At 67.3% G+C, this 20,736-nt stretch carries 18 protein-coding genes; 15 read left to right on the forward strand and 3 right to left on the reverse strand.

Annotated features, from left to right (window positions below; translation table 11 throughout):
* The first annotated feature begins 108 nt into the window (after positions 1 to 108).
* The 15 genes from eccB (at position 109) to IOD14_RS09490 (ending at position 17,027) form a co-directional block, all read left to right on the forward strand.
* Positions 109 to 1,686 (forward strand): type VII secretion protein EccB, encoded by a 1,578-nt coding sequence (gene eccB, locus IOD14_RS09420; protein ID WP_123991949.1) that lies wholly within the window; start codon positions 109 to 111, stop codon positions 1,684 to 1,686.
* Between the two features lie 222 nt (positions 1,687 to 1,908).
* Positions 1,909 to 2,229, forward strand: a complete 321-nt coding sequence (locus tag IOD14_RS09425; RefSeq protein ID WP_007385064.1) for a WXG100 family type VII secretion target — start codon at positions 1,909 to 1,911, stop codon at positions 2,227 to 2,229.
* A 67-nt stretch (positions 2,230 to 2,296) separates the two neighbouring features.
* A complete protein-coding gene (locus tag IOD14_RS09430; protein WP_007385065.1) occupies positions 2,297 to 2,590 on the forward strand; it encodes a WXG100 family type VII secretion target in 294 nt (97 codons plus the stop codon).
* 376 nt (positions 2,591 to 2,966) lie between these two features.
* Positions 2,967 to 4,133: a type VII secretion-associated serine protease mycosin gene (mycP, locus tag IOD14_RS09435; RefSeq protein WP_249125875.1), complete on the forward strand. Its 1,167-nt coding sequence runs from the start codon at positions 2,967 to 2,969 to the stop codon at positions 4,131 to 4,133.
* A gap of 5 nt (positions 4,134 to 4,138) precedes the next feature.
* Positions 4,139 to 4,453, forward strand: coding sequence for a hypothetical protein (locus IOD14_RS09440; RefSeq protein WP_020122655.1), 315 nt, complete (start codon positions 4,139 to 4,141; stop codon positions 4,451 to 4,453).
* A gap of 57 nt (positions 4,454 to 4,510) precedes the next feature.
* Positions 4,511 to 5,920, forward strand: coding sequence for a hypothetical protein (locus IOD14_RS09445; protein ID WP_212670039.1), 1,410 nt, complete (start codon positions 4,511 to 4,513; stop codon positions 5,918 to 5,920).
* A 93-nt stretch (positions 5,921 to 6,013) separates the two neighbouring features.
* Entirely contained in the window at positions 6,014 to 7,345 is a 1,332-nt protein-coding gene (mycP, locus tag IOD14_RS09450; protein WP_212670040.1) for a type VII secretion-associated serine protease mycosin, read from the forward strand.
* Positions 7,346 to 8,160: 815 nt separating this feature from the next.
* A complete protein-coding gene (locus tag IOD14_RS09455) occupies positions 8,161 to 8,805 on the forward strand; it encodes a hypothetical protein (protein ID WP_212670041.1) in 645 nt (214 codons plus the stop codon).
* Between the two features lie 274 nt (positions 8,806 to 9,079).
* On the forward strand, positions 9,080 to 9,520 hold the full coding sequence (locus IOD14_RS09460; RefSeq protein WP_249125876.1) for a hypothetical protein: 441 nt from the start codon (positions 9,080 to 9,082) through the stop codon (positions 9,518 to 9,520).
* 84 nt (positions 9,521 to 9,604) lie between these two features.
* The gene (locus tag IOD14_RS09465) at positions 9,605 to 11,818 is read left to right on the forward strand and encodes a hypothetical protein (protein ID WP_123991953.1); all 2,214 of its coding nucleotides are present in this window, start codon (positions 9,605 to 9,607) and stop codon (positions 11,816 to 11,818) included.
* A complete protein-coding gene (locus tag IOD14_RS09470; protein ID WP_249125877.1) occupies positions 11,791 to 12,453 on the forward strand; it encodes a hypothetical protein in 663 nt (220 codons plus the stop codon). Before IOD14_RS09465 ends, IOD14_RS09470 begins: the two co-directional genes overlap by 28 nt.
* 247 nt (positions 12,454 to 12,700) lie before the next feature.
* Positions 12,701 to 13,507: a hypothetical protein gene (locus tag IOD14_RS09475; protein WP_249125878.1), complete on the forward strand. Its 807-nt coding sequence runs from the start codon at positions 12,701 to 12,703 to the stop codon at positions 13,505 to 13,507.
* A gap of 597 nt (positions 13,508 to 14,104) precedes the next feature.
* Complete coding sequence (locus IOD14_RS09480) at positions 14,105 to 14,428, forward strand: hypothetical protein (RefSeq protein ID WP_123991954.1); 324 nt, start codon at positions 14,105 to 14,107, stop codon at positions 14,426 to 14,428.
* Positions 14,425 to 15,555 carry a WXG100 family type VII secretion target gene (locus tag IOD14_RS09485; protein WP_123991955.1) on the forward strand — a complete coding sequence of 377 codons (1,131 nt, stop codon included), beginning with the start codon at positions 14,425 to 14,427 and terminating at the stop codon, positions 15,553 to 15,555. The genes IOD14_RS09480 and IOD14_RS09485 overlap by 4 nt, the downstream gene beginning before the upstream one ends.
* A gap of 191 nt (positions 15,556 to 15,746) precedes the next feature.
* Complete coding sequence (locus IOD14_RS09490) at positions 15,747 to 17,027, forward strand: hypothetical protein (protein ID WP_249125879.1); 1,281 nt, start codon at positions 15,747 to 15,749, stop codon at positions 17,025 to 17,027.
* Between the two features lie 444 nt (positions 17,028 to 17,471).
* On the opposite strand, the gene IOD14_RS09495 is transcribed toward IOD14_RS09490, so the two are convergent.
* From IOD14_RS09495 to IOD14_RS09505, 3 genes are read right to left on the reverse strand one after another with little or no spacing between them, the layout of a single operon-like run.
* Positions 17,472 to 19,343 (reverse strand): hypothetical protein, encoded by a 1,872-nt coding sequence (locus IOD14_RS09495; protein ID WP_249125880.1) that lies wholly within the window; start codon positions 19,341 to 19,343, stop codon positions 17,472 to 17,474.
* Positions 19,344 to 19,360: 17 nt separating this feature from the next.
* A complete protein-coding gene (locus IOD14_RS09500) occupies positions 19,361 to 20,137 on the reverse strand; it encodes a nucleic acid/nucleotide deaminase domain-containing protein (protein ID WP_212670042.1) in 777 nt (258 codons plus the stop codon).
* Between the two features lie 5 nt (positions 20,138 to 20,142).
* On the reverse strand, positions 20,143 to 20,715 hold the full coding sequence (locus IOD14_RS09505) for an SUKH-4 family immunity protein (RefSeq protein ID WP_212670043.1): 573 nt from the start codon (positions 20,713 to 20,715) through the stop codon (positions 20,143 to 20,145).
* Positions 20,716 to 20,736 lie beyond the last annotated feature (21 nt).

The following is a 20,736-nucleotide window of genomic DNA, read 5'->3' on the forward strand; positions in this document are numbered from 1 at the left end:
CACGGCATAGTAGAGGCCCCTGCAGGAGCAAACGCCACGGAGTACCGGGCGGCCCTGGGGAGTTCCGCATTCGGCAGCAAAGCGAAATAACGGGGAGTTGACCCATCGATGGCGACACGTCGGGATGAGCTGAACGCTTACTCCTTCGCGCGCAGGCGCACGGTGGCGGCGTTTCTTCAGCCGTCGCCGCACGGTTCGGAAGAGGCGGCACCGCGCCCCCTGAAGACCGTCCTGCCGAGTCTCGGTGTGGCCACACTGGTGCTCATCGGATTCGGTGCCTGGGGCATGCTCAGCCCGACCGCGCCCAAGGGCTGGGACAGCCAGGGCAAGAACATCCTCGTCGGCAGCGAGTCGACGACGCGCTACGTGCTGGTGAAGACCAAGGGCGAGAACAAGCTGAGCCTGCACCCGGTCCTCAACCTGGCCTCCGCCAAGCTGCTGCTGAACGGCGAGAACCCCCAGGTCATGAAGATCAAGGAGTCGGTGCTCGACAACAGCAAGTACCCGATGGGCGCGACCGTCGGCATCCCGTTCGCCCCGGACCGGCTGCCGTCCGCGGACGACGCCAAGACGGCGAAGACCTGGGCGCTGTGCCAGGCCCCGGGGCAGGACGGGCAGCCCGTCAGCGCGACGTACGTGCTGGACAAGAGCGACAACACCAAGCTGTTCGAGAAGAGCGGCGGGCAGTTGAAGCAGAACCAGGTGCTGTACATCGAGGGCCCGACCGACCCGCAGATCGGGCGTGGCCCGCGGTACATGGTCACCTCGGACGGGCGGGCCTACCTGATCGGCGGCAAGTCGTGGCGGCTCTCGGGCGAGAAGACGCTGTCGAACATCGAGCGCGCCGTGTTCGGCAGCGGGGTGCAGCCGCAGAAGGTCGGTGCGGACTTCATCAGGACGCTGAACATCGCGGGCGACCTCGACTTCCCCACGCTGCAGGATCTGGGGGCGCAGGCCGGGGCCGAGGCGAACATCGAGGGTCTGCTTCCCCAGTACTCCAAGGTGGGTCTCGTCCTGGAGGCTCCCTCCGGCAGCTCGACGCAGAAGTTCATCGTGCTGAAGAACGGAGTCATGGCGGTCTCCGACTTCACGGCGCAGATGTGGCTGTACAACCCCTTCATCAGTGCCGTGTACGGGACCGAGGACCCCAAGCCGGTGAAGGTCGCCTTCAACGACATCCAGCCGGAGTCCGGTGAGTGGCTGGCGGGGAAGAACTGGCCCGACTCGCTGGTGACGCAGGCCAACACCGGCTATGAGACGGGTGGCAAGAAGACCTCGTGCAGCATCTGGCACGGCGGTGAGAAGAGCGACCAGACCGGCTCGGCGCTGATGTCGGTCTGGGCCGGACAGGACTTCCCGAAGGACGTCTCCCAGAGCGGTTCGAGGACCTACGTCTCGCCCGGCAGCGGTCTCCTCTTCAAGAGGATCACCGGCACCGACGCCGGCGGCGGCAGCACCTTCCTGGTGACCGACACCGGCCTGCGCTACTCGATCCCCGCGCGCAACGACAGCGAGGTGACGGGCGGCGAGAAGGCCGACTCCCAGACCCAGCAGACCAACACCTCCCAGGTGCGGCTCGGCTACGGCAAGATCCGCGCGGCGTCGGTCCCGGCGACATGGGCGGACCTGCTCGCCGCGGGTCCGGAACTGAGCAGCGGCAACGCGGAGCAGGCGCAGGGCTCGTAGACCGGCCGCCGGATCGCCCGTCGCTCACACTTCACGAACGCACTTGTGAAAATGGTGAGTTGACTTCATCGCGATCTTGCTACATGCCCCAACTGATGTTCGCTCTGTCGGCGGATGCGACTAGAGTGGAACCAGACCGGACGGGATACGCCTGCCACCATTCGGTGTCGGCGTATCGAGTCAGGGTCTACCAGAACTCCTACGTCTCATGGGGGACACAACATGGCTGGACAGCAGTTCACCATGACCGAGGAGGAGATGGTCGCGTTCAGCGGCAAGATCTCCTCGGTCAACTCCTCGATCCAGGGCGAAATCTCCCGCCTGCAGACCGTGATCGACACGATCACGGGCGGCTGGAAGGGCTCGGCGGCCACCGCGTACAACAACCTGCAGTCGCAGGTGAACCAGGATGCCAACAAGATCAACCAGATCTTGAACGACATCAAGGAAGCGATCGACCAGAGCACCAAGGCCTACGCGGCTTCGGAAGAGGAGCAGCGCGCGTCCATCCAGAACATCGCGGCCTCGTCCCCCTTCGGATGATCGGACCCGTGCGCCGCGGCGCACGTCCGTGACCGACCATCCACACATCTGAGGAGACATAGAAGAGATGTCCGGGCAGATTCTTGTAAATTTCGCCACGATCTCCCAGGCCGCGCAGGACGTCCGCAGCACTGCGGGCAAGATCCGTACGCAGCTTGACGAGCTGGAGAGCGGCGTCAAGCGCATCTCCGCCAGCTGGGAAGGCTCGGCGCAGGAGTCCTACCGCGCCAAGCAGGCCGAGTGGGACCAGCGTGCCGCCTCCATGCAGCAGACGCTCGAGGCCATCGCCAAGGCGCTCGACAGCGCCGCCCAGAACTACCAGGCGACCGAGTCGAAGAACGCCCAGATCTGGGGCGGCTGACGTGATCGTCTGATGGGGGCGGGTGCGCGACAGCGCGCTCGCCCCCATCGGCGGTTCACGGGGCGTGCGGACTTTTCTGCGCATAGCCGCGTCAACGGTTCATAGCCGCGACAACGGTTCATAGCCGCATCAACGGCGGATAGCCGGTTGGGTGGTTCGCAGCCGGTTGGACGGTTCGCGGCTGGTTGAACGGTTCGCAGCTGGTTCATGCGCCCTGTGCAGAACAAAAACGGGAGGACGTAACACAGTGGGATCCGGGGCATCGCGCATCGCGCGTCGGAGCGCCGCAGGCACCGCCGCCGTGGCGGTTCTGGCCTGTGGGCTGCCCTTGGCGGGGGCCACACCGATCACCGCCGCGGAGCGAGTGCGGACCACCTTGGCAGACGACGACGTGCGCTTCCAGGTCGACGACACCAGTTGTTCGTTCCCGTCCGACATCATCAAGGGGACGCCCTGGTCGCTGCAGCGTGTGGTCCTGGACCAGCTGTGGCAGACCACCAAGGGCAAGGGCGTCAAGGTCGCCGTCATCGACACCGGTGTCGACACCGTCAACGCGCAGCTCAAGGGCGGCGCCGTCGCCAACGGCAAGGACTACCTGCACGCCGGCGGCAACGGCAAGATCGACAAGGTGGGCCACGGCACCAAGGTGGCGGGCATCATCGCGGCCCGGAAGCTCGACGGCACCGGTTTCATCGGCCTCGCCCCGGAAGCGACGATCATCCCGATCCGCCAGAACGACGACCAGGGCAGCGGCAATGTCAACACCATGACGCAGGCCATCAGGTGGGCCGCCGAGCAGGGCGCCCAGGTCATCAACATCTCGCAGGACACCGCGTCGAAGATGGCCCCGTCCGTCGACGCCGAGTTCCTCTCGGCCATCAAGTTCGCCCAGTCGAAGGACGCGCTGATCGTGGCCGCGGCCGGCAACGACGGTGCGGACGGCAAGGTCAAGGAGACCTACCCGGCGGCGTACCCCGGTGTCCTCGCGGTCGCCGCCTCCGACCGCAACAACGCCCGCGCCCCCTTCTCGCAGTCGGGGCCGTTCGTGGGCGTCGCGGCACCGGGCATCGACATGGTCTCGACCGTCCCGACGGGCGGCAACTGCGTCGACCAGGGCACGAGTTTCGCGGCGCCGTACGTCTCGGGTGTCGCGGCCCTGATCCGCGCCAAGCACCCGGACTGGGACTACAAGCAGGTCATCACCCAGATCGAGCAGACGGCGGACCGGACCAAGGCGGGCCGTGACGACTTCGTGGGCTGGGGCGTCGTCGACCCCACCGCGGCGGTCAACGACGACTCCACGGTGCCCTCGGCCGACGGCCCCAAGCCTGACTCGGCCGACCGCGCGGGCGGTGCCGCCGACGTCCAGGCCGCGACACTGGTCCTCGGTGAGACCGAACAGCAACGAACGGAGCGGTACGCGCTGTACGTGGTCGCCGCCGGATTCGCCCTGGTGCTGCTGCTGTTCGGAGGCGGCCGGGTCCTCAGCGACTGGCGGCGCAAGCAGGGTGTGGGTAACAACGTGGAGTCAACGGGGAGCTGAGCATCATGGCTGAGCAGTACAAGGTCGATCTGAGTGAGATCGAGGGGACGATCACCAAGCTCAACGGCGTCATCAGGGACATGACGACGTCGAAGTCGAGCTGCATGGGCAATACGTACCTGCCGCAGGGCGCGCTGGGTACGGGCTTCGGTGAGGCGAAGGCGCTGTACGACGCCCACGAAGCGATGAAGGAGCGTCTCTACGAGATCGTCGCGCACCTGGAAGACGTGCTGGACGACTTCGGGAAGAAGACGAAGAGGACGCATGACGCGTTCAGCGACGCTGAGGCGGAGAACTATGCGGCGTTCAACAGGAAGTAACGGGATGTCCTGCTACGTGGACTACGTGGACTACGTGGATCTGAGGGGGCTGTAGACATGAGTGGCAAGGACATCGACGACTTCGAGTACGTCGAGACGAACCAGTGCATTTCGGCGAAGCACACCACGCCGTTCGGGCTCAACTACGACATGGACCAGATGAAGGACATGGTCCGTGACGCCGACCCGGGCACCGTGAAGCGGGTGGCGACGGCCTGGGAGTCCCTCAGCAAGGACCTGGTCGGGCCGGGCGGGATCAAGGAGACCCTCGACGCGGCCGTCGAGCACGTGCTCGCCCACTGGGAAGGACAGAGCGCGGATCTGTTCAGGGCACGGGCCCAGGTGATCGGCAAGAAGATCACCGACAGCTCCAAGTACGCCACCCACACCTCGGTCGCCCTGAAGGGCGCCGCCGCAGTGCTCGACGACATCAAGCCCCAGGTCATGGCGATGGAGAAGCCGGGCAAGGTCTCCAGCGCCCTCGACTACATCGGCAACATGGGCGACCGCGACGACTCGGGCGCGAACAACGCCCTCAAGAGCGGCGAAAGCTCCCAGTCGGCACTTGACGGCAACGCGGGCAGCTTGTCGGAGGGGCGCGAGGCGCAGCTTCGGATGGCCGTGAAGATGGAGGCGTTGGGGGCGGCTTATAACAGTCGGGCTGCGGAGATGGGGTCGTGGCAGCCCAAGGGCAGGGTCGACGATCACGAAGACTATCCAGGTGACCCCGGCGGCGTTGCGCCAGCTCCGGTAGTCGTGCCGGCGGAAAGCGCTTCTCGCAGCCCCAAGGCCGTTACGTCGGGTAGCGCCCGAGCGGGACAAGTCGGCAGTGTGGCGCAGTCAAAGCCAGTATCGCCCCCGTCGGGCATTACAGGCGGTGCCCACAAGCCGTCGGTGCCACAGCCCGAGGTCGGTACTGCGATTGACGGCGTTGCTGGCGGTCGTACGGGTGCGCCCTCGACTGGCGGTATCAGCACGGTCGGTGGCGGAACTGCTGGTGGTGGCGTCGCTGGTGGCGCCGGCTTCGTCGGCGGCGCGGTCGGTGGAGCGGCGGCTGGAGCCGGTGCAGCTCGCGGCGGCATGGTCGGCCGTGCTGGCGCAGGTGCTGGCACCGGCGGTATGGCAGGCCGAGCCGGCGCCGGCGGTGTTGGTGGCGCGGGTGCAGCCAAGGGCGCGGCCGGACGGGTCGGAGGCACGGCTCGTGGTGGCGTAGTCGGCGGCACGCCCAAGTCCGGTGCTGGCGCCGGCAGGGGCACTGCGGGTGGCTCGGGTCTGCACAGCAGCCGTGGCGCCGCAGGAAAGGGAGCCAGTGCTGTCCGTAAGGGCGGCATTGCTGGTGCCCCTGGCTCGCGCACTGGCCGTCGTAAGGAAGACGAGCAGCACGAGGGCGAGCGTCCCGACTACCTGGTCGAGGACGAAGAGACCTGGACTCCGCAGACGAACGCGGCTCCTCGAGTCATTGAGTAGTCGCCTGCAGTCGGGGCTCACCGGCACGTGACAGGATGCGTGGGCGTGGCTTCCGGCCACGCCCACGCTCAGTAACGGGATAGGGAAGACGGAATGGCCTTGAAGCGAACGGTGCACGCGTTGGGTGCCGTGGCACTGACTGGCGCGCTGATCCTTGCCGCAGCCCCGGCTGCTTCCGCCGACCAGACCAGACGTGACCAGTGGGCGCTGGAGACACTACAGGCCGATTCCGCCTGGAAAATTTCTGAGGGTAAGGGTGTTACTGTCGCAGTCATTGACAACGGCGTAAATTCCCAACATGTTGACCTTAAGGGAAATGTTCTCCAGGGTAAAGATTTCGTAGACGGCGACGAAGATGCTTCTCCTTCCGCGGCAGATGCAGATCCCACCCACGGGACCGGTATGGCTTCGATCATTGCTGGTCACGGTCACGGTTCAGGTCAGGTCGACGGCGTGATGGGACTGGCGCCCGAAGCCAAGATCCTCCCCATTCGAGACAATCTTGACAGTGATCTCAGTTTTGCTGATGAGATCCGCTATGCCGTCGACCACGGTGCATCAGTAGTCAACATTTCGGCGTTTACAGGCAAAGACGACCCTGCTGACCGTGAAGCAGTCACTTACGCTCTGAAGCATGATGTTCTGATCGTTGCCGGTGCAGGAAATCAAGACCAAGATCCAAAAATTGAATATCCTGCAAAGTATCCGGGTGTTCTCGCGGTGGCCGGAGTGGGCAAGGACGGCACCTTCTGGAGCGGATCAAACCACGGTCCTGAGGTTCTGCTGACTGCGCCTGCGGCGCGTATTGTGAGTGCATCCTGGCCCGGCAATAAATTGCGTATCGGCGACGGCACTTCCGATGCCACCGCCTTCGTGTCTGCTGCCGCAGCTTTGCTCAGGTCCAAGTTTCCTGACCTCACTGCGGGCCAGATCGCGAACCGCCTTGTAAAGACAGCCGTCCTGCCAGAATCCGTCAAGGGCCTATCGCTCCCTGACGAGAAGTACGGTTACGGAACTATCCGTCCGCTTGCTGCGCTGACGGCGGACATCCCGGCAGGCTCGAAGTACGGACCACTCAGGGTTTCAGAGACTGAGGCGTCCTCCTCTGCTCCAGGCGCCAGTGCTTCCGATGCTGGCTCCACCGCGGAGCAAGAAAAGGCAGACCAGAAGCAAATGATCTTCTTCGTCGTCCTGGGCGTTGTCGCCCTGGTCGTGGTCGGCCTCATCGTTCTGCTCATCGTGAAGCTGTCCCGCCGCAACAAGAACAACAACGGAGGGCCCGGAGGCCCGGCCGCGTACCCGCAGTACGGTCAGCAGCCTCTCCCCCCGCAGCAGAATCCGTACCAGCAGCCCGTCTCGCCGCAACAGCAGAACCCCTACCAGCAGAACACCTCGCCCCAATCACAGTGGCCGCCGCAGCAGTAGCCGCAGGTTCGGTCCGGCGAGGATCTCGCTGTGTGGGTGCAAGGATGCCTGATCATCTTTGCACCCACGCTGCTTTTTGAAGGTAGGTCGAGAGGCCTCGCGATAGTCGTGCGCCATGCGCGCGAGGCCAGACGTTTCCCTGGCTCTGCCATGCGGAGATCGGCGTCGACATCGAGACAACAGCGTCCCGCGGGCCCGCTACCTGCCCGGCTGTCCCTGCGGCAGCACCGCAGCCGCAGCCCGCGTCTCCCCAACCCCTCAAGCCTTATTGGCGCCGCGGCAGGACCCAGCAGCCCGTTCCGGGAATCACCCATCGCTCAGGTGTGCGCCGGTGATGGACTGTTCGCGACGCCCGTGGGTGCGAAGGCGCTGAAGCCGGTCAAGTTCCCCTTCATTCAATTCGGGCCTGAGTTCGGTGATCGAGAAAGCGTATGGGTTACGTGGAGTATTGGCGGTGAGGCGGTTGGAAGATTCCCCATCCCGCCGTTCCTCCTGCTGCTTCACCGCTTTTCACGGTTTGGGCTGCGTAAGCAGAATCCGCTAAGCTGCGACAACTCATCAGCATCACAGCGTGACGCCCCGAAGGGTTCGGGTGGAAAGTCCGCTGATCGGGGCCGACTTGGATTTCCAGAGGGCCTCTTGATTGGATGATCGAGAATGTCCGTCCGTAATCGGAAATTGCCACGGGGGTATCCATGCAAACACACGTCCAGTCAATCCGACGTGTCACCGTCGCACTGTTCTGCACCGTCACGCTGACGTCGCTCACAGCCTGCACAGGCGACAGCGACACCGCGAAGTCAGCAGCCGGTCCCATGCCCTCCCAGGCTGCGAAGGCAAGTCCCGCCGCCGAGCCGAACGGTATCGAGAAGCTCTCCGCGAAGGAGATCTACGACACCGGCATGAAGACCAACGCCGAGGCCGGATCCTTCCGCGAGGAGATGGAGCGCAATGGCACCAAGAGCGATCTGCGGCTTTCTGCCACCGAATGTGTAGGCACTGTAGAGATCTCGGAGAAGGGCTCCTTCGAGGTCATCCGCAAGGGCAACGACATCTGGGCCAAGCCCGATACGACGTTCGCCGAAGGAATGAACTCTGCGCTCGGAAAGCAAGCTTTCTCCAGCGACAAGTGGACCCACGGAACACCCGGCAACGCACTGATGGCGAAGCTCGCCAGCTGGTGTCACCAGGAGCAGTTCACCGCCCCGGACACCCTCGACGCCGGCAGCAAGGCCACCAAGGGCAAGGTCACCACGGCGAACGGTCAACCGGCCGTGGCAGTCGTCCTGGCGGAGAAGGGCGAGTCCGTCACGTGGTACGTGGCGACCACCGGCAAGCCGCACTTCATCAAGCAGGACAGCACCCGCGACGACATGCAGGACCTGACGGACTCCGACTTCGGCACGTCGGTGGGTGCGAAGGCGCCGTCCGGGGCGGTTCTGGCGGCGCCGGACGCCTGATCCGCGGTGATGGCTGACGGCTCGGCGGGCCGGCGCCCGCTGGGCTGTTCGCGTCGGCCTTCACATTCGCGTCTCACGGTCCGGTGACCGGTGGTCCACGCAAAGGAAGATCCGGTATCTTCGGCCTGCTTGATTGGCATGTCCTTGCCTACGGCGCCGGGCGCACGGCCCGACCGACCTGGGCACCTCACGTTCGTAGGGATGCAACGCAACCCGCGGTCGAGTGAGCGAACCGGGCATGTCCACCACTGTCACAACGGGGATGGGACAAGGGATGAGTACTCCCTTCGATGCGCCGCAGCACAGCGGATCCACTCGGACACGGCTGAACTCCGTGCCCGCGGACGGCGGCGGAGGGGGCGGTGGCGGTGGTGGCGGTACCAACGTCGACACCCAGCGCCTCGACGAGGCCGCCAACGCGCTCGTCGAACTGCGTGGTGACACCGAGAACGTCGACAACGGCGCCGACGACGACTGCCTGAGCGCGTCCAGGGGCCTGAACAAGCACACCGCCGGGGGCATGGCCGAGGGCGGTTCCTGGGCCACGGCCGGCTCCCTGGTGACCATGGACGTCCGCTGGGGATCCCAGGTCCTCAATCTCAAGCGTCTGCTCCAGGACATCAGCGACAAGCTCCACACCACCAGCGGCCACTACACCAGCACCGAGCAGGAGGAACGGGCCAGGCAGAACTCGATCGGCACACCCTTCGGGTGACCTGGGCCGTCCCGGCCGCCGTCGTGCCGCCCGGGACAGCCCGTCGAGTCCGACCGGAACCCCCTCACAAGGAGCAGTCGCACCATGGTGTCCATCCCCTACCTCGACAAGGCCGACCTCGCCCCGCTGGCCGACGCCGCCGCATCCTGGAAGGCACTGCCGGCCAAGTACGAGGCGCTGCAAAGGGAGTTCGAGCAGCGCGTCATCAACCACCTCAAGGGCCACTGGGACGGGGACGCGGCCGACGCCGCCTTCGTCACCATGGGCAAGGCCCGCACGGAGTACGAGAACGCCGCCACCGAGGCGGAGCGCATAGCCAAGCTGCTGCTGGACGCCCACGGTGAATTCACCGCCTCCCAGAAGCAGTTGCACGCCCTGCTCGACGAGGCCCGCACCGACCACTACAAGGTCTACGACGACGGCCGTGTCGAGGACGTCGATCCCCGGCAGGACAGCCCCACCGCCTCCGCCTCTCCTGGCCTCGCCGAGGAGCGCAAGAAGAAGCTGGACTCGCTCGTCTCCCGGCTGACGCGGGTCCTGGAAGTGGCCACCGCCGCCGACGAGGCGGCCAGTTCGGCTCTGGAACGCGACGCCAACGGCGACAGCCAGTCCTTCAACACCAGCGTCTACACCACCCTCGACGCCGTCGAGGCCGATCAGGCCGCCGCGTTGATGAACAAGAAGGACCGTCTCTCCGACGCCGAGATCACCAAGCTCAACCTGCTTCTCTCCGCCAACAAGAACGACCCCGAGTTCTCACGGGAGTTCGCGGTCAAGACCGGCGGCGAGAACATGCTGAGCAAGTACAACGAGCTCATGAGCCCGCCGGCCGGCACCACCCTCTCCAAGGAGCAGCTGGCCCAACTCAAGCAGCTCAAGGCGAACTTGGGCACCACCATCGGCACGGCGACCACCTCGGACGACCACCGCAAGGGCGGGCCCGACCCGGAGATCACCAAGTTCCAGAACGACCTCCTCAAGGCCGGCCAGCGCGACTTCAACGCCAACCCCACCGAATCGCCGTACGGCCTCAGCGGCTACCAGCTCACCAGCAGCCTGATGAGCGAGGGCAAGTGGGACAAGGACTTCCTCCAGGACTACGGCGACGCCCTGATCACCGCGGAGAAGAACGGCGCCAACGCAGGGCAGAACCCGGACGCCTACTGGGGATACCCGCGGACGCTCGGCTCGACCAACATCGGGGCGCTCGACCCGATGACGGGGTTCATGGACGCGCTGGGGCACAACCCGGACGCCTCCACCGAGTTCCTCACTTCCGACGCCACCATCGACGGCGAGAAGGTCGATCACCTGGACTACCTGCTGAAGGACCGGCACTGGCCGGAGGGTGCGGGTTACACGGGCGACTCCGGGAACCCCAGCGGCTACAACAACCTGGGGCATGCCATGGAGTCCGCCACCTCGGGCCGCCCCTTCGACAGCGACGGAGACCCGGTGAAGCACACCGCCGAGCGCGCAGCCCTGATGAACGAACTCGTCAACACCATCGGCGGTGACCCCGGTCTGATCAGTGGCTCTCCCCGGGACGAGATGCGGGACAGCCTGGGCAACATGACGGCCGAGTACATGGCGGACGTCCAGGCCGCATTCGGGAACGAGCAGGGCACGATCAAGCCCTTCGGGGAACCCGTCAATCCCCCCAAAGGATTCGAGACCGGCACCCTCGTGCCCTTTCTCGCGAACGTCGGGCGCGACCCGGACGCCTACGTCGCGATCAGCGAGTCCTCGCAGGCCAATACCGCCATCTGGATGCAGGAGGTTGCGAAGCAGCACCCCGGCTATGACGAGATGACCCCCGCGATGGAGAACGTGGCTCATCCGGGCGGCGTCGTGGCCGGTATTCTCAGCGACGCCCGCGATCAGGCGATCTTCGAGGAGCACTCGGCGTCCGACAAGGACTTCAACGACGCCGTGGCGACAGGCGACAAGTGGGCCGGGCGCGGCCTCGGCATGGCAGTCGGCGCGGCGACGGGTGCGGCCGCTCCGATCGTAGGGACCATCGCGGGCTGGGCCGTCGAGGACATCCAGGCGATGGTGGTGGACCAGGTCCAGCAGGACACCACTGACGAAGCCCAGAAAGAGGCGTACGCCAGGTACGCGGATGGAAGGTCGGCCGTGCGGGACTCGACTGCTGATTCGCTCCGCGAAGCCATCAGGAACTCGGGGGTGGACATGTCCCCTCAGAAGCTCGACACACTGGCCGAGTCCGCGGCGCGGGCGGCGGACGACGGGCACACCACAGGGGCGACGTGGAACTCCTCCGGGAGCGGGCGGTGATTTCGACAGTGCTGAATCCTCGTGAGCCGGGCGTCGCCCGTCGACCTCGGCAGAGTCTGAGGGCGTTGATCGCTGTCACTGTGGCCGTGCTGGTCTCAGCCGGGTGCAGCGGACAGGGCAACGACAGCGCGGACGACCGCAGCACCTCGGTGTGTGACGGCCACCTCAAGGGGCAGGTCTTCGCAACGCTGGTGGGTGACAGCGGCGTCGTCTCGGAGAAGACCAGCAAGTTCTCTCCCGCGAAGTGGACGGCTGCCGGGAGGTGCGAGCTCTACGGGAAAGACGCCTCTGTCCGGATCGACTATCTCTGGCACTCGGACGACATGGACGATCTCGACAGGTACCGGTCGCCCGGTGCCTCCACAGTCAAGTCGTTCAAGGTCGACTCCGCGGTCGGGTACGTGGAGAAGAACCGTGCGTTCGTCGCCATCCCCTGCGCCTTCGAGGGGCGGTCCGTGAGCAAGCACGAACTGCTCGAAGTCGAGGTGGCGAACATGCCGCCGACCCGGACCCTCGAGAGCGGGCAGCGAGAGACGTTTGCTTCCGCCGCGACCATCGCCGCGAGGTATCTCGGCGGCGATGTGTTCAAATGCGCCGCGATTCACTCCACGGGGAGCTCCCCGAGCCCGACGTGAGTGACCCCGCTGGCCTCCTGTGAAATGAACAGGGCGCGGCGGCGGCTTGTCCGTTCCGTGCTGACGCCGGCTGTTCTGGGAGCCGGGTACTAGGGATTTCAGCTCCAGTACCCGGCCGCCAAGACCGCACAGGCCTGCAGTGGGATGCTCGCGTTCAACCCGGTCCTGGACCTCGCGGGAAAGTCGAAACTCTCCCTCGTCGGCCTCGGATTCGACGTCTCCAGTCGGCAGTTCGACGTGTCGGGCGATGTGCAGGAGCCCGCCGGTCTGGCAACGCGATGCACGGGTCGACGGCATCGAGATCGCCATCGAGACCTCGGCCGGCGCCCAGAACGCGTACGGCGCCTACCAGGACGACGAGAAGGCCACCCCCGTACCCCTGAACGGCGGGTGGCAGGGGCTCATGGTGACCAAGAACGGGGAGGCCACCGCATCGGTGCTCCTCAGCTGCAGGAACTGGTCGCCCGAAGAGGGCAGCGGAATCCTGGTGACGGCTGATTCGCCGTACGACGTCGAGGCCACCGAGTCTCTACGCCTCAAGCTCGCCCGGGCCGCCGTAGGAACGGCGCAGCGCGCGGCGGACAAGACCGGCTGCGATTCGGAACCGGGAGATTCGGGCAAGCTGGCCGCTCCGTCGGCCGATGCGCGGAAGGTCTCGGCCGGGGCCGCCACCGAGACCTGCAAGGGGACGACCTCCGCGCCGACCGTGCGCGAGACCGACGCCGCGAAAGCGCCGGTTGAGGAGTGTTTCCTCGGCGACAGCCTGCGGCTCGTCGCCGCGTACGGTCCTTTCAGCGACGCGTCCGGCGCGGTCGTCAACGGCAAGTACGGTGGCCACGACGCCCCTTCAGGAGTCGACAGCACCTCGGCCTGGACGTCGGCCGCGTGCCAGGGGGCCCTCGGCGTCGGTTACTACCACGCGACGCCGGTCGAGGGCAGCGACCGGAAGTTCACCTCGGACCCGCTCACCAAGGCGGAGCGGGCGGATCTGGAGCACTTTGCGGTGCAGTCGGCCGCCCGTCACGGGTGCCGGAACCCGTCGGCCCTTCCCTAGCCCGCCGCGACCGTATCCGGGACAGCGCGCACTCGACCGGGGCAACACCTACGCCGGGGCGCCCGGCTGATGCGGTGCCTCACCTTGAGCCGGGCCGGGAGAGCCGTGTGACCCGGCAGGAAGGGCTCGGTGGCCGCATCCAGACACACCACGAGGCACTCACGTTGGTGAGGAGGGTGTCGAGGGTCCCGGGCACTCGGCTCGTCACCTCGGCAGCCGGGATGTGCCGCCGCATGGGCGGCTTTCAGGTGTGTCGCCCACCCAGGAGCCACCGGCGGCCCTGACCTGCTTGCGGGCATGGGAGAGCACCCCGAAGCAGTCGCCTCCGGGGGTGGTCACGCAGCCCCGTGGCCCTTCGGCGACGACCGTCCAGTCATGGGCACCCTGCTCCCAGCGTCGAACAGCGGCTGCTTGCTGGTCACCGTCAGCCGTCGACCGTTCCTGGGGCGTGTGGCCCCAGAGGAGAGCGAAAGGGCTTTTCCTGGCGGGTAGTTGACGCTGTCCCCCCATCGGGTGCTGGTACGTGACTCTTCGGTCCGCGCGGTGTTGCGGAAGTGCACGTCAATGGTCCTGAAGGATGGGTGTACGGAGTGGCGCATGTCCGGTGACTTCTACTTGGAGCCGCAAGAACTGGCGAAGTTGGCGACCGCGTTTGATTCGCGGTCGTATGACCTGGCCAGTGCGGTCAGGAGCTTTCAGGGGGCGACGGATGCGGAGCAGATCCATGATGGGTTCGGGTTTCTGACGGAGTCCGAGGAGGTCACGTCGGCGTACATCGAACTGGCTTCGGAGATGGCCGAGTTGATGGGAAAGCTGGCCCGCCACTTCGACGATGTCGGCCAGGCGCTCAAGAAGGACGCGAAGAACTCAGAGGCGTGTGACGCCGCGCTGGCCGACGTGTTCAAGGGTGTGAAGCAGTGAGCGGGGAAGGCGCCGCCGAGAAGATCTACGAAGCCGGGATCGAGGTCGTGAACCCGGGCGGACGGCCCGATGTGTTGCGCAGGGCGGCCAAGGGCTGGCGCACCATGGGCGAGGAACTCGACGAGGCGTACACCGCTCTCGACAAGATGGTGCAGAACACTCTTGGCGAACACTGGCGGGGCGACTCCGCCGAGGCGTTCCGCGTTCACTGGATGAAGATCGGCGAGGCGGTCGGCGAGACCCTTCCCCTCTTCGAGCAGGCAGCCAAGGGTCTGGAGGAAGCCGCAGACAACATCGAGGAGATCAACGAAGAGATCCACAAGATCTACATCGAGATCGGGGTCTCGATCGGCGCGTCCGTCCTGCTCTCCTTCGTCACTGTCGGATTCTCGGCGGCGGCAGGCGCGGCGAACGCCATGCGCTTGGCGACGCAGGCCGGGGATGCGGCCTCGAAGCTGGGGCGACTGCTTGCGATGGCGGCCCGTGCGTTTCGGTTTCTCCGCATCGGCACGCAGACCCCGAAGTGGCACGTGCTGATGGTCGAATTGGGTGTGCAGTGGGCTGCCGGGACGGCGACCGGAGTCGCGACCAACCTGGCAACAGGCGAGGAGCCCGACGTGATGGGCAATGCCGTCAACGGCATGGTGGGTGCTTTCGGCGGGAGGTTCCTGGCGGGCAACGTGGCCTCGCGGCTCGGTGGGGGTGCGGTCGCCAACGCTGTCGACGGCACGACGGTCGGGGTGCTGTCGTCCGTCGCCGGCGACTCCGTGAACAACCTGTTCACCGGGGGCCGGTTCGACAGTTCGCAGATGGCGCTCGGTGCCGTGGCCGGAGGTCTCACCGGCGGGGCCGGGAGCGCAGCAGTTCACCGGGCTACGGCAGAGCGAACACTGTCTCCGGGGCAGAGTCTCGCCGGTGATGTGGTCACCAACGTGCCCATCGGCTTCGGTCTGGGGGCGGGCGGCAACATCTCCAAGAGCATCGACGGGGACGTGAACGGCAATCCCAACGAGGACGATCCGAAGGACAGGCCTGGCGCGGTCGCAGACGCGAGGCGGGACGCGGGTCGGGACATCAAGCCCTTGAGGGAACGCCCCGACCCACGGCGTCATGGAGCGTTCGGATGAGCAGCCGTGAGTGGACAATGGACAAGGACGCGCACGGCACGGTGAGCACCGGTGGTGTGATCGGCGCTCGTCGCGTTGTCCGCTGGGGGAGGTTCGTCACCGTAGCCGCTCCGCTCGCCCTCGTGGCGCTGGACTCGGCATGGCTCTTCCTGGGCGCGACACCGGTGCGCACCGGTGTCCTGTGGTGCTCGATGGTGCTCCTCGCCACATGCGTGGTGGTCCTGGGCGTGGTGGTGGCTCGGGTGGGTGGTCATCCTCGTCGCGACACCTATCGCTGGGCCGTGCGGGCCGCGGCAGTGAGCCCGGTCCCGACCGACGATTCGGCGACAGTCCCGTCGACACTGGCGGGTCCGCGCTGGTTGTCGATCCGCTGCGTGGCCGTGTTCGTCGCGGTTCCCGCCCTGCTGGCTCTCTGGGCGACTCTGATCGCCGCGGACTCGCGAGGGACGGGTCGGAGCGTGGTGCTCCGCGAGGCCGGTGCGGTGATCGAGCAGCGGTCGATCGTGAAGATCGAGAACGAGGTCGTCGGCCACCGCCGTAGCGGGGTCGACCTCACGGCCGACTTCACCGTGTTGCTGCCCTCGCCGACCCGGAAGAACGGCGTGCCGGCGACGTTCGAGGCGTCCGTCAACCGGCTGGTGAGGGTCGGCAGCAAGCTGTATGTGGGGTACGTGCCTGAGCGGCCCGAACTCGGGGCCGTCGGAAACGTTCGCCGCGTCGAGCTGGAGCGTCAACTTGCCGGGCGGGCCGTGAAGGTCGGTACCGCCTGGGGAATCGGCGGCCTGTGGGCTTTGGTGACACTGGGCCCGCTTGCCTGCTGGTGGAAGGAAGAGAGCCCGTGGCGCCCCACGCGAAAGGTCACCCTCGCCTGGCGGGTCCTGAGAGTCACCGTCGCCGGAATCGGAGAGCACACCGACCAGCAGTCGCGCGAGAGTGCGGACACGGCCGATGAACAGAGCTGCGGGGAGGGCACCGGTAGGGCGCGAGCCCTTGTGCTGCAACATCAGGAACGAGCGGTCCCCTTCCACTGCCTGACGGAGATCGAGGCAGCCAGTGCCGTGCTGTCCGGCGCTCGTGGTCGGCTGCTGTGGCATCCGGAGCAGCGCCGTGGCCGCAATGTTCTCGCCGAGTTGGTGGGCGACGACGGCTGGCATCTGTCGGGCGCGGTTCCCGCACAACTGGCCGAGGAGATTGAGGAGGCGGCACTCACTGAGTCCGCAAGTCCCGATCCCGAGAGGCGGGTACGAACATTGGACCTCGGTGCCGGCTGGCTCATGACCGCGTCCGCACCGGTGGTCGTGGGATTCGCCGTGGCGTTCTGCTGCATGGCCTCCCTGCTGCTCGTCCCCGACGGCGGTGCTTGGCGATGGTGGACCGCCGCGGTGGGTGCGTTGGCTCCCGTTGTCGGCTTCATCATGCAAGCGATGGCACGTGACGGTCACGGCGGAGGAGGGAGTACCGCAGCGGGGTGAAGCCCGATTGCGACCGTGAGCAAACAAGCCGAAGGATGCGGCGCCGGGCGGTTTTCGACGACGGAGGCGGCTCAGCCCGTGGGCCGCTTCCACCCCCTGGCTACCTCCGACGCCACCGGGATGTTGCCTCTGCGGGTACGGCGAGTGAGGTGCCGCGTGCCGGCCCGGCGCAGTGGCGGCAGCTGCGTTGGACAGCGCGCGCCACCCGGCCGCGGTTGTGGCAGCTCTGGAGGTGGACGCGGTGCCTACGCCCCTCTGCCCCTGCGGATCCGGGCCGCCGTCTGGCCCTCCGGGTGGCGGAAGGTACGACATCCACCCGAGGTCTTCGAGGCGGAGACGGAGTTCCTGGTACTGGCCAAGTCGGTGGCCGCCGGATTCTCTCTCACAGCCCCGACGCCGGGCCCGCGAACCGAAGACGGCCACGGCCGCGGCCGGCAGCGTGCCTCACCGCCCCCAGAGCCCATCCAGCCGCAGCCCTACAGCAGACAACCCCTCGCTGTCCCCGATGACCAACACCCCCTCGGGAGTCACCGCAAGGGCGTCGCAGTCCCGCAGCCACGGCAGCACACGCACCCTGCCGGAGAACACGTGCCACAGATGCACCTCGCCGTCGCTCCAGGCCACGGCGAGCACCGGTCCGGCCGGGGTGTCCGTCGCGGCGAGGGCGGTGACCAGGGAGTGGCGCTGCTGCACCGGTACGGGCATCGGCTCGGCGGAGGACGTCTCCCACAGCCGCACCGAGCCGTCCGCCCCGGCACTGAAGGTGAGCGTCAGTCCGTCGGCGGTGTCGACGCAGGTGACGGCCGTGACCGGCTGTTCGTGCACACGGCAGGAGCGCGGGACGTCCTGGTACTCGCCCAGGGACCACACATGCACCGAGCCGCCCCGGTCGCCGACGACCGCGTACGGAGTCCGGGTGCCGCCGCTGCCCAGTGCGGTGACCAGGGACTCCTCCCCGGCGAGCGCGGCCGAACCGTGAAACTCGGCGATGCGCTCGAGCGCGAACGCGGCGGTCGGGTCGTCCTCGGTCACGAGCGGCAGCAGCGCGTCGGAGCGGTCGAGCAGCAGCGCCGAGCGGGCGTCTCGTGGGGCGACGGAGCGCGGTCGTACGGAGCTGGGGTGGACGGTGGGAGCCGCCGCCCCCTCCTCTGACGCTCCGACGGCCGCCGACGCGCTCCCGCCGTACGCTCCGAGTGCCGTACCGCTCTCCACGTCGTACGTCCGCAGCCGCCCCGCAGGGTCCGAAGCCAGCAGCCCTCGCTCCGGGCCGGCCGGCAGCCCTCGCTCCACGCCCGGCACCAGGGCCAGCGCGTTCACGGGGATGTCCTGCCGGGCCCATACCGTGGACCACCAGTGCTGTCGGGCGAGCGGTCGCAGGTACTCGGTGAGGTCCGGGTCCGTGTCGACCGCGGCGGCGTGCAGCAGGGCGGCCCGTTCGGCGCTGTCGGTGTGATACGCCGTCAGCTCCGGTGCGGCACGCCTCCACACCTCGCGCAGCCGCCCGGGCACCGGCACGCGCTCGTCGGCGAGTACGGCGGTCAGCGCGGTGGCCGAGCCGTGCACCAGGAACCCGGGGTCGGCCAACAGGCCGCGAACGGCGCCACCTTGCCCGGAAGGGCCGTCGGTGCGCACCGCCGCGTCGAGGACGCGCCGGAGCACCCCGTCGGGGGCCTGGGACCAGTCGGGACGGCCGCCGGCCGTGCGCGGGACCGCGGCGACGAGCTCTTCGTACGAGGCTTGCCCGTTGCCGTTGCCGTTGCCGTTGCCGTTGCCGTCAACGTCACCGTCGCCCAGGTCGACGATCTCGACGGCCTCGGCGCCGTGACCGGCCAGCAACCCGGACGTCCCGACCTCGACGGCCGCACGCACGTGGGGCAGAGCCAGCAACGGCTCCAGCAGGTCGGCGACCAGGCTCTCCGGTGCCGCCGACGGCAGATCCGCGGGGCCCGCCCCGGCCCGGTGCAGATCGGGTACAAGGATCAGCAGCGGTCGCTCGTCCGCTGCGACCCGGTCGAGCAGGCGGCCGGGGGAGAGGGGGCCGTAACCGAGTTGGCGTCCCAGCTCCCAGGCGAAGCTCTCGGCCGTCAGTCCCTCGGACGGCACGGTGGCATGGACGGTGAGCCCCGGACGGCCGACGGTCCCGGCCAGGAGCCAGGCGAGCAGTCCGCTCTTGCCGCTGCCCTCCGCGCCACGCAGCAGGCACAGCCGAGCCCCGCCGCCGGCTGCCCAGTCGAGCAACTGCCGCCCCGGGGACCGCTTTTCGTCGTCCAGGGGCGGCCAGGAGGCGATGTCCGGCGTGACGGTACCGACGGTCATGATGTGCTGAATCCCCTCTACTGCGGCTGCTGTGCCGCTGCCTCACGCAGTTGCCGGATGCCCTCGGCGCGGGACTCGGCGGTCTCCCCGTAGGGGAAGTTGTGGGTCAGCTGCGCCTCGGGAAAGACCTGCCCGAGCCACAGCGAGCAGTAGTGGCCCGGCATGAAGCAGGCCTCCAACTCGGTGTGGATACGCAGCACTTGATCCGGCTGCACACCTGCGGCCCGCAGCCGGGCCCACAGCCGCTCCTCCGGGTGGACGGCGATGTCTCCGGCCTGCGTGACGATCTGCTTCTCGCCCTGGTCGTTGAGGATCTCGAAGGCGGTGAACCACTCAGCGCTCGCGGTGTCCCGGATGTCGTCGAGGACGAGGGGCCACCAGTGCTCCCGCCCCTCGAACGCCCGTGGGTCGAGGGTCCGCAGCCGCTGCTCGAGCTCCGCGAAGGCGGCGGCGGCCCGCTGCGGCTCGTCGGTACCGAGGATGGTGGCGAGGGCCTGGTCGAGCGCGGCGAGCGACTGCGCGAAGGCATCCGGGGTCGCGTTCACGAACCGTGACTCCTCGGTCCAGTCGAGGAGCACGGCGCGTACGACGCCCTCCTGATCGGCGCAGATCTCGAATCCGCGGTCCGACCCGAACCGGGCCCACTCCCGGCACTCCTCCAGCACGACCGTCCGCCCGACGGACCCGGCGAACTCCTGCAGCGGAACGGGGTCGGACGCGGCGGTCGCGAAATACGGGCCGACGGTCAGGGGGAGGGTGATCTCCCCGATGCGCCGAATATCGCTGTCATTCATCGCGATTACCTCGCCTCGGGTTCGGCGACATACTCCAGGATGTCGTGCCAGCGGGAATTGCTCACGGCGAGAGCGGCCGGGTCGATTTCCCGCATCTGCTCGGTGAGGCGGGCCGCCGCGCTTTCCGGGTCGATATTCTCGAGTTCCGACTCGAAGTCGTAGTTCGGGCGCTCCTTCTCCAGCAGGAAGAGAAAGTGGGCGAAGGAGGGGAGATCCTTGTTCAGCGGATAGATCTCCGATTCGTCGCCCGGAAGGCAGTACACGACTCCGGAGACCCCGTCCAGGGCGATGTCGTCATAGGGCACCATGCCCAGCAGAAGCCAGCCCTCGGCACCTTCGGGCAGGTCCGTCCACCGCTCGCGGAGGTCGTCGTAGGCATCGCCGAGCGTCCTGACCTGCTCCGGAGAGCCGTCCACGAGATCGAACCAGGGATTCGGGCGGGCCGGGATGCCGACATTGCGCAGAAAGTCCGCACTCGGCTCGTGCCGGATGCCTGCCACCGCCGCCGCGGAAAAGGTGGTGAGCTCCTCCGGATCGAACTCGGATTCCAGGGTCTCCCGGTCGATGGGGGACGTCATCTCGTGACCTGCCTGCCTTGC

Source organism: Streptomyces sp. A2-16 (assembly GCF_018128905.1).
In the GTDB taxonomy this organism is placed as follows: Bacteria; Actinomycetota; Actinomycetes; order Streptomycetales; family Streptomycetaceae; genus Streptomyces.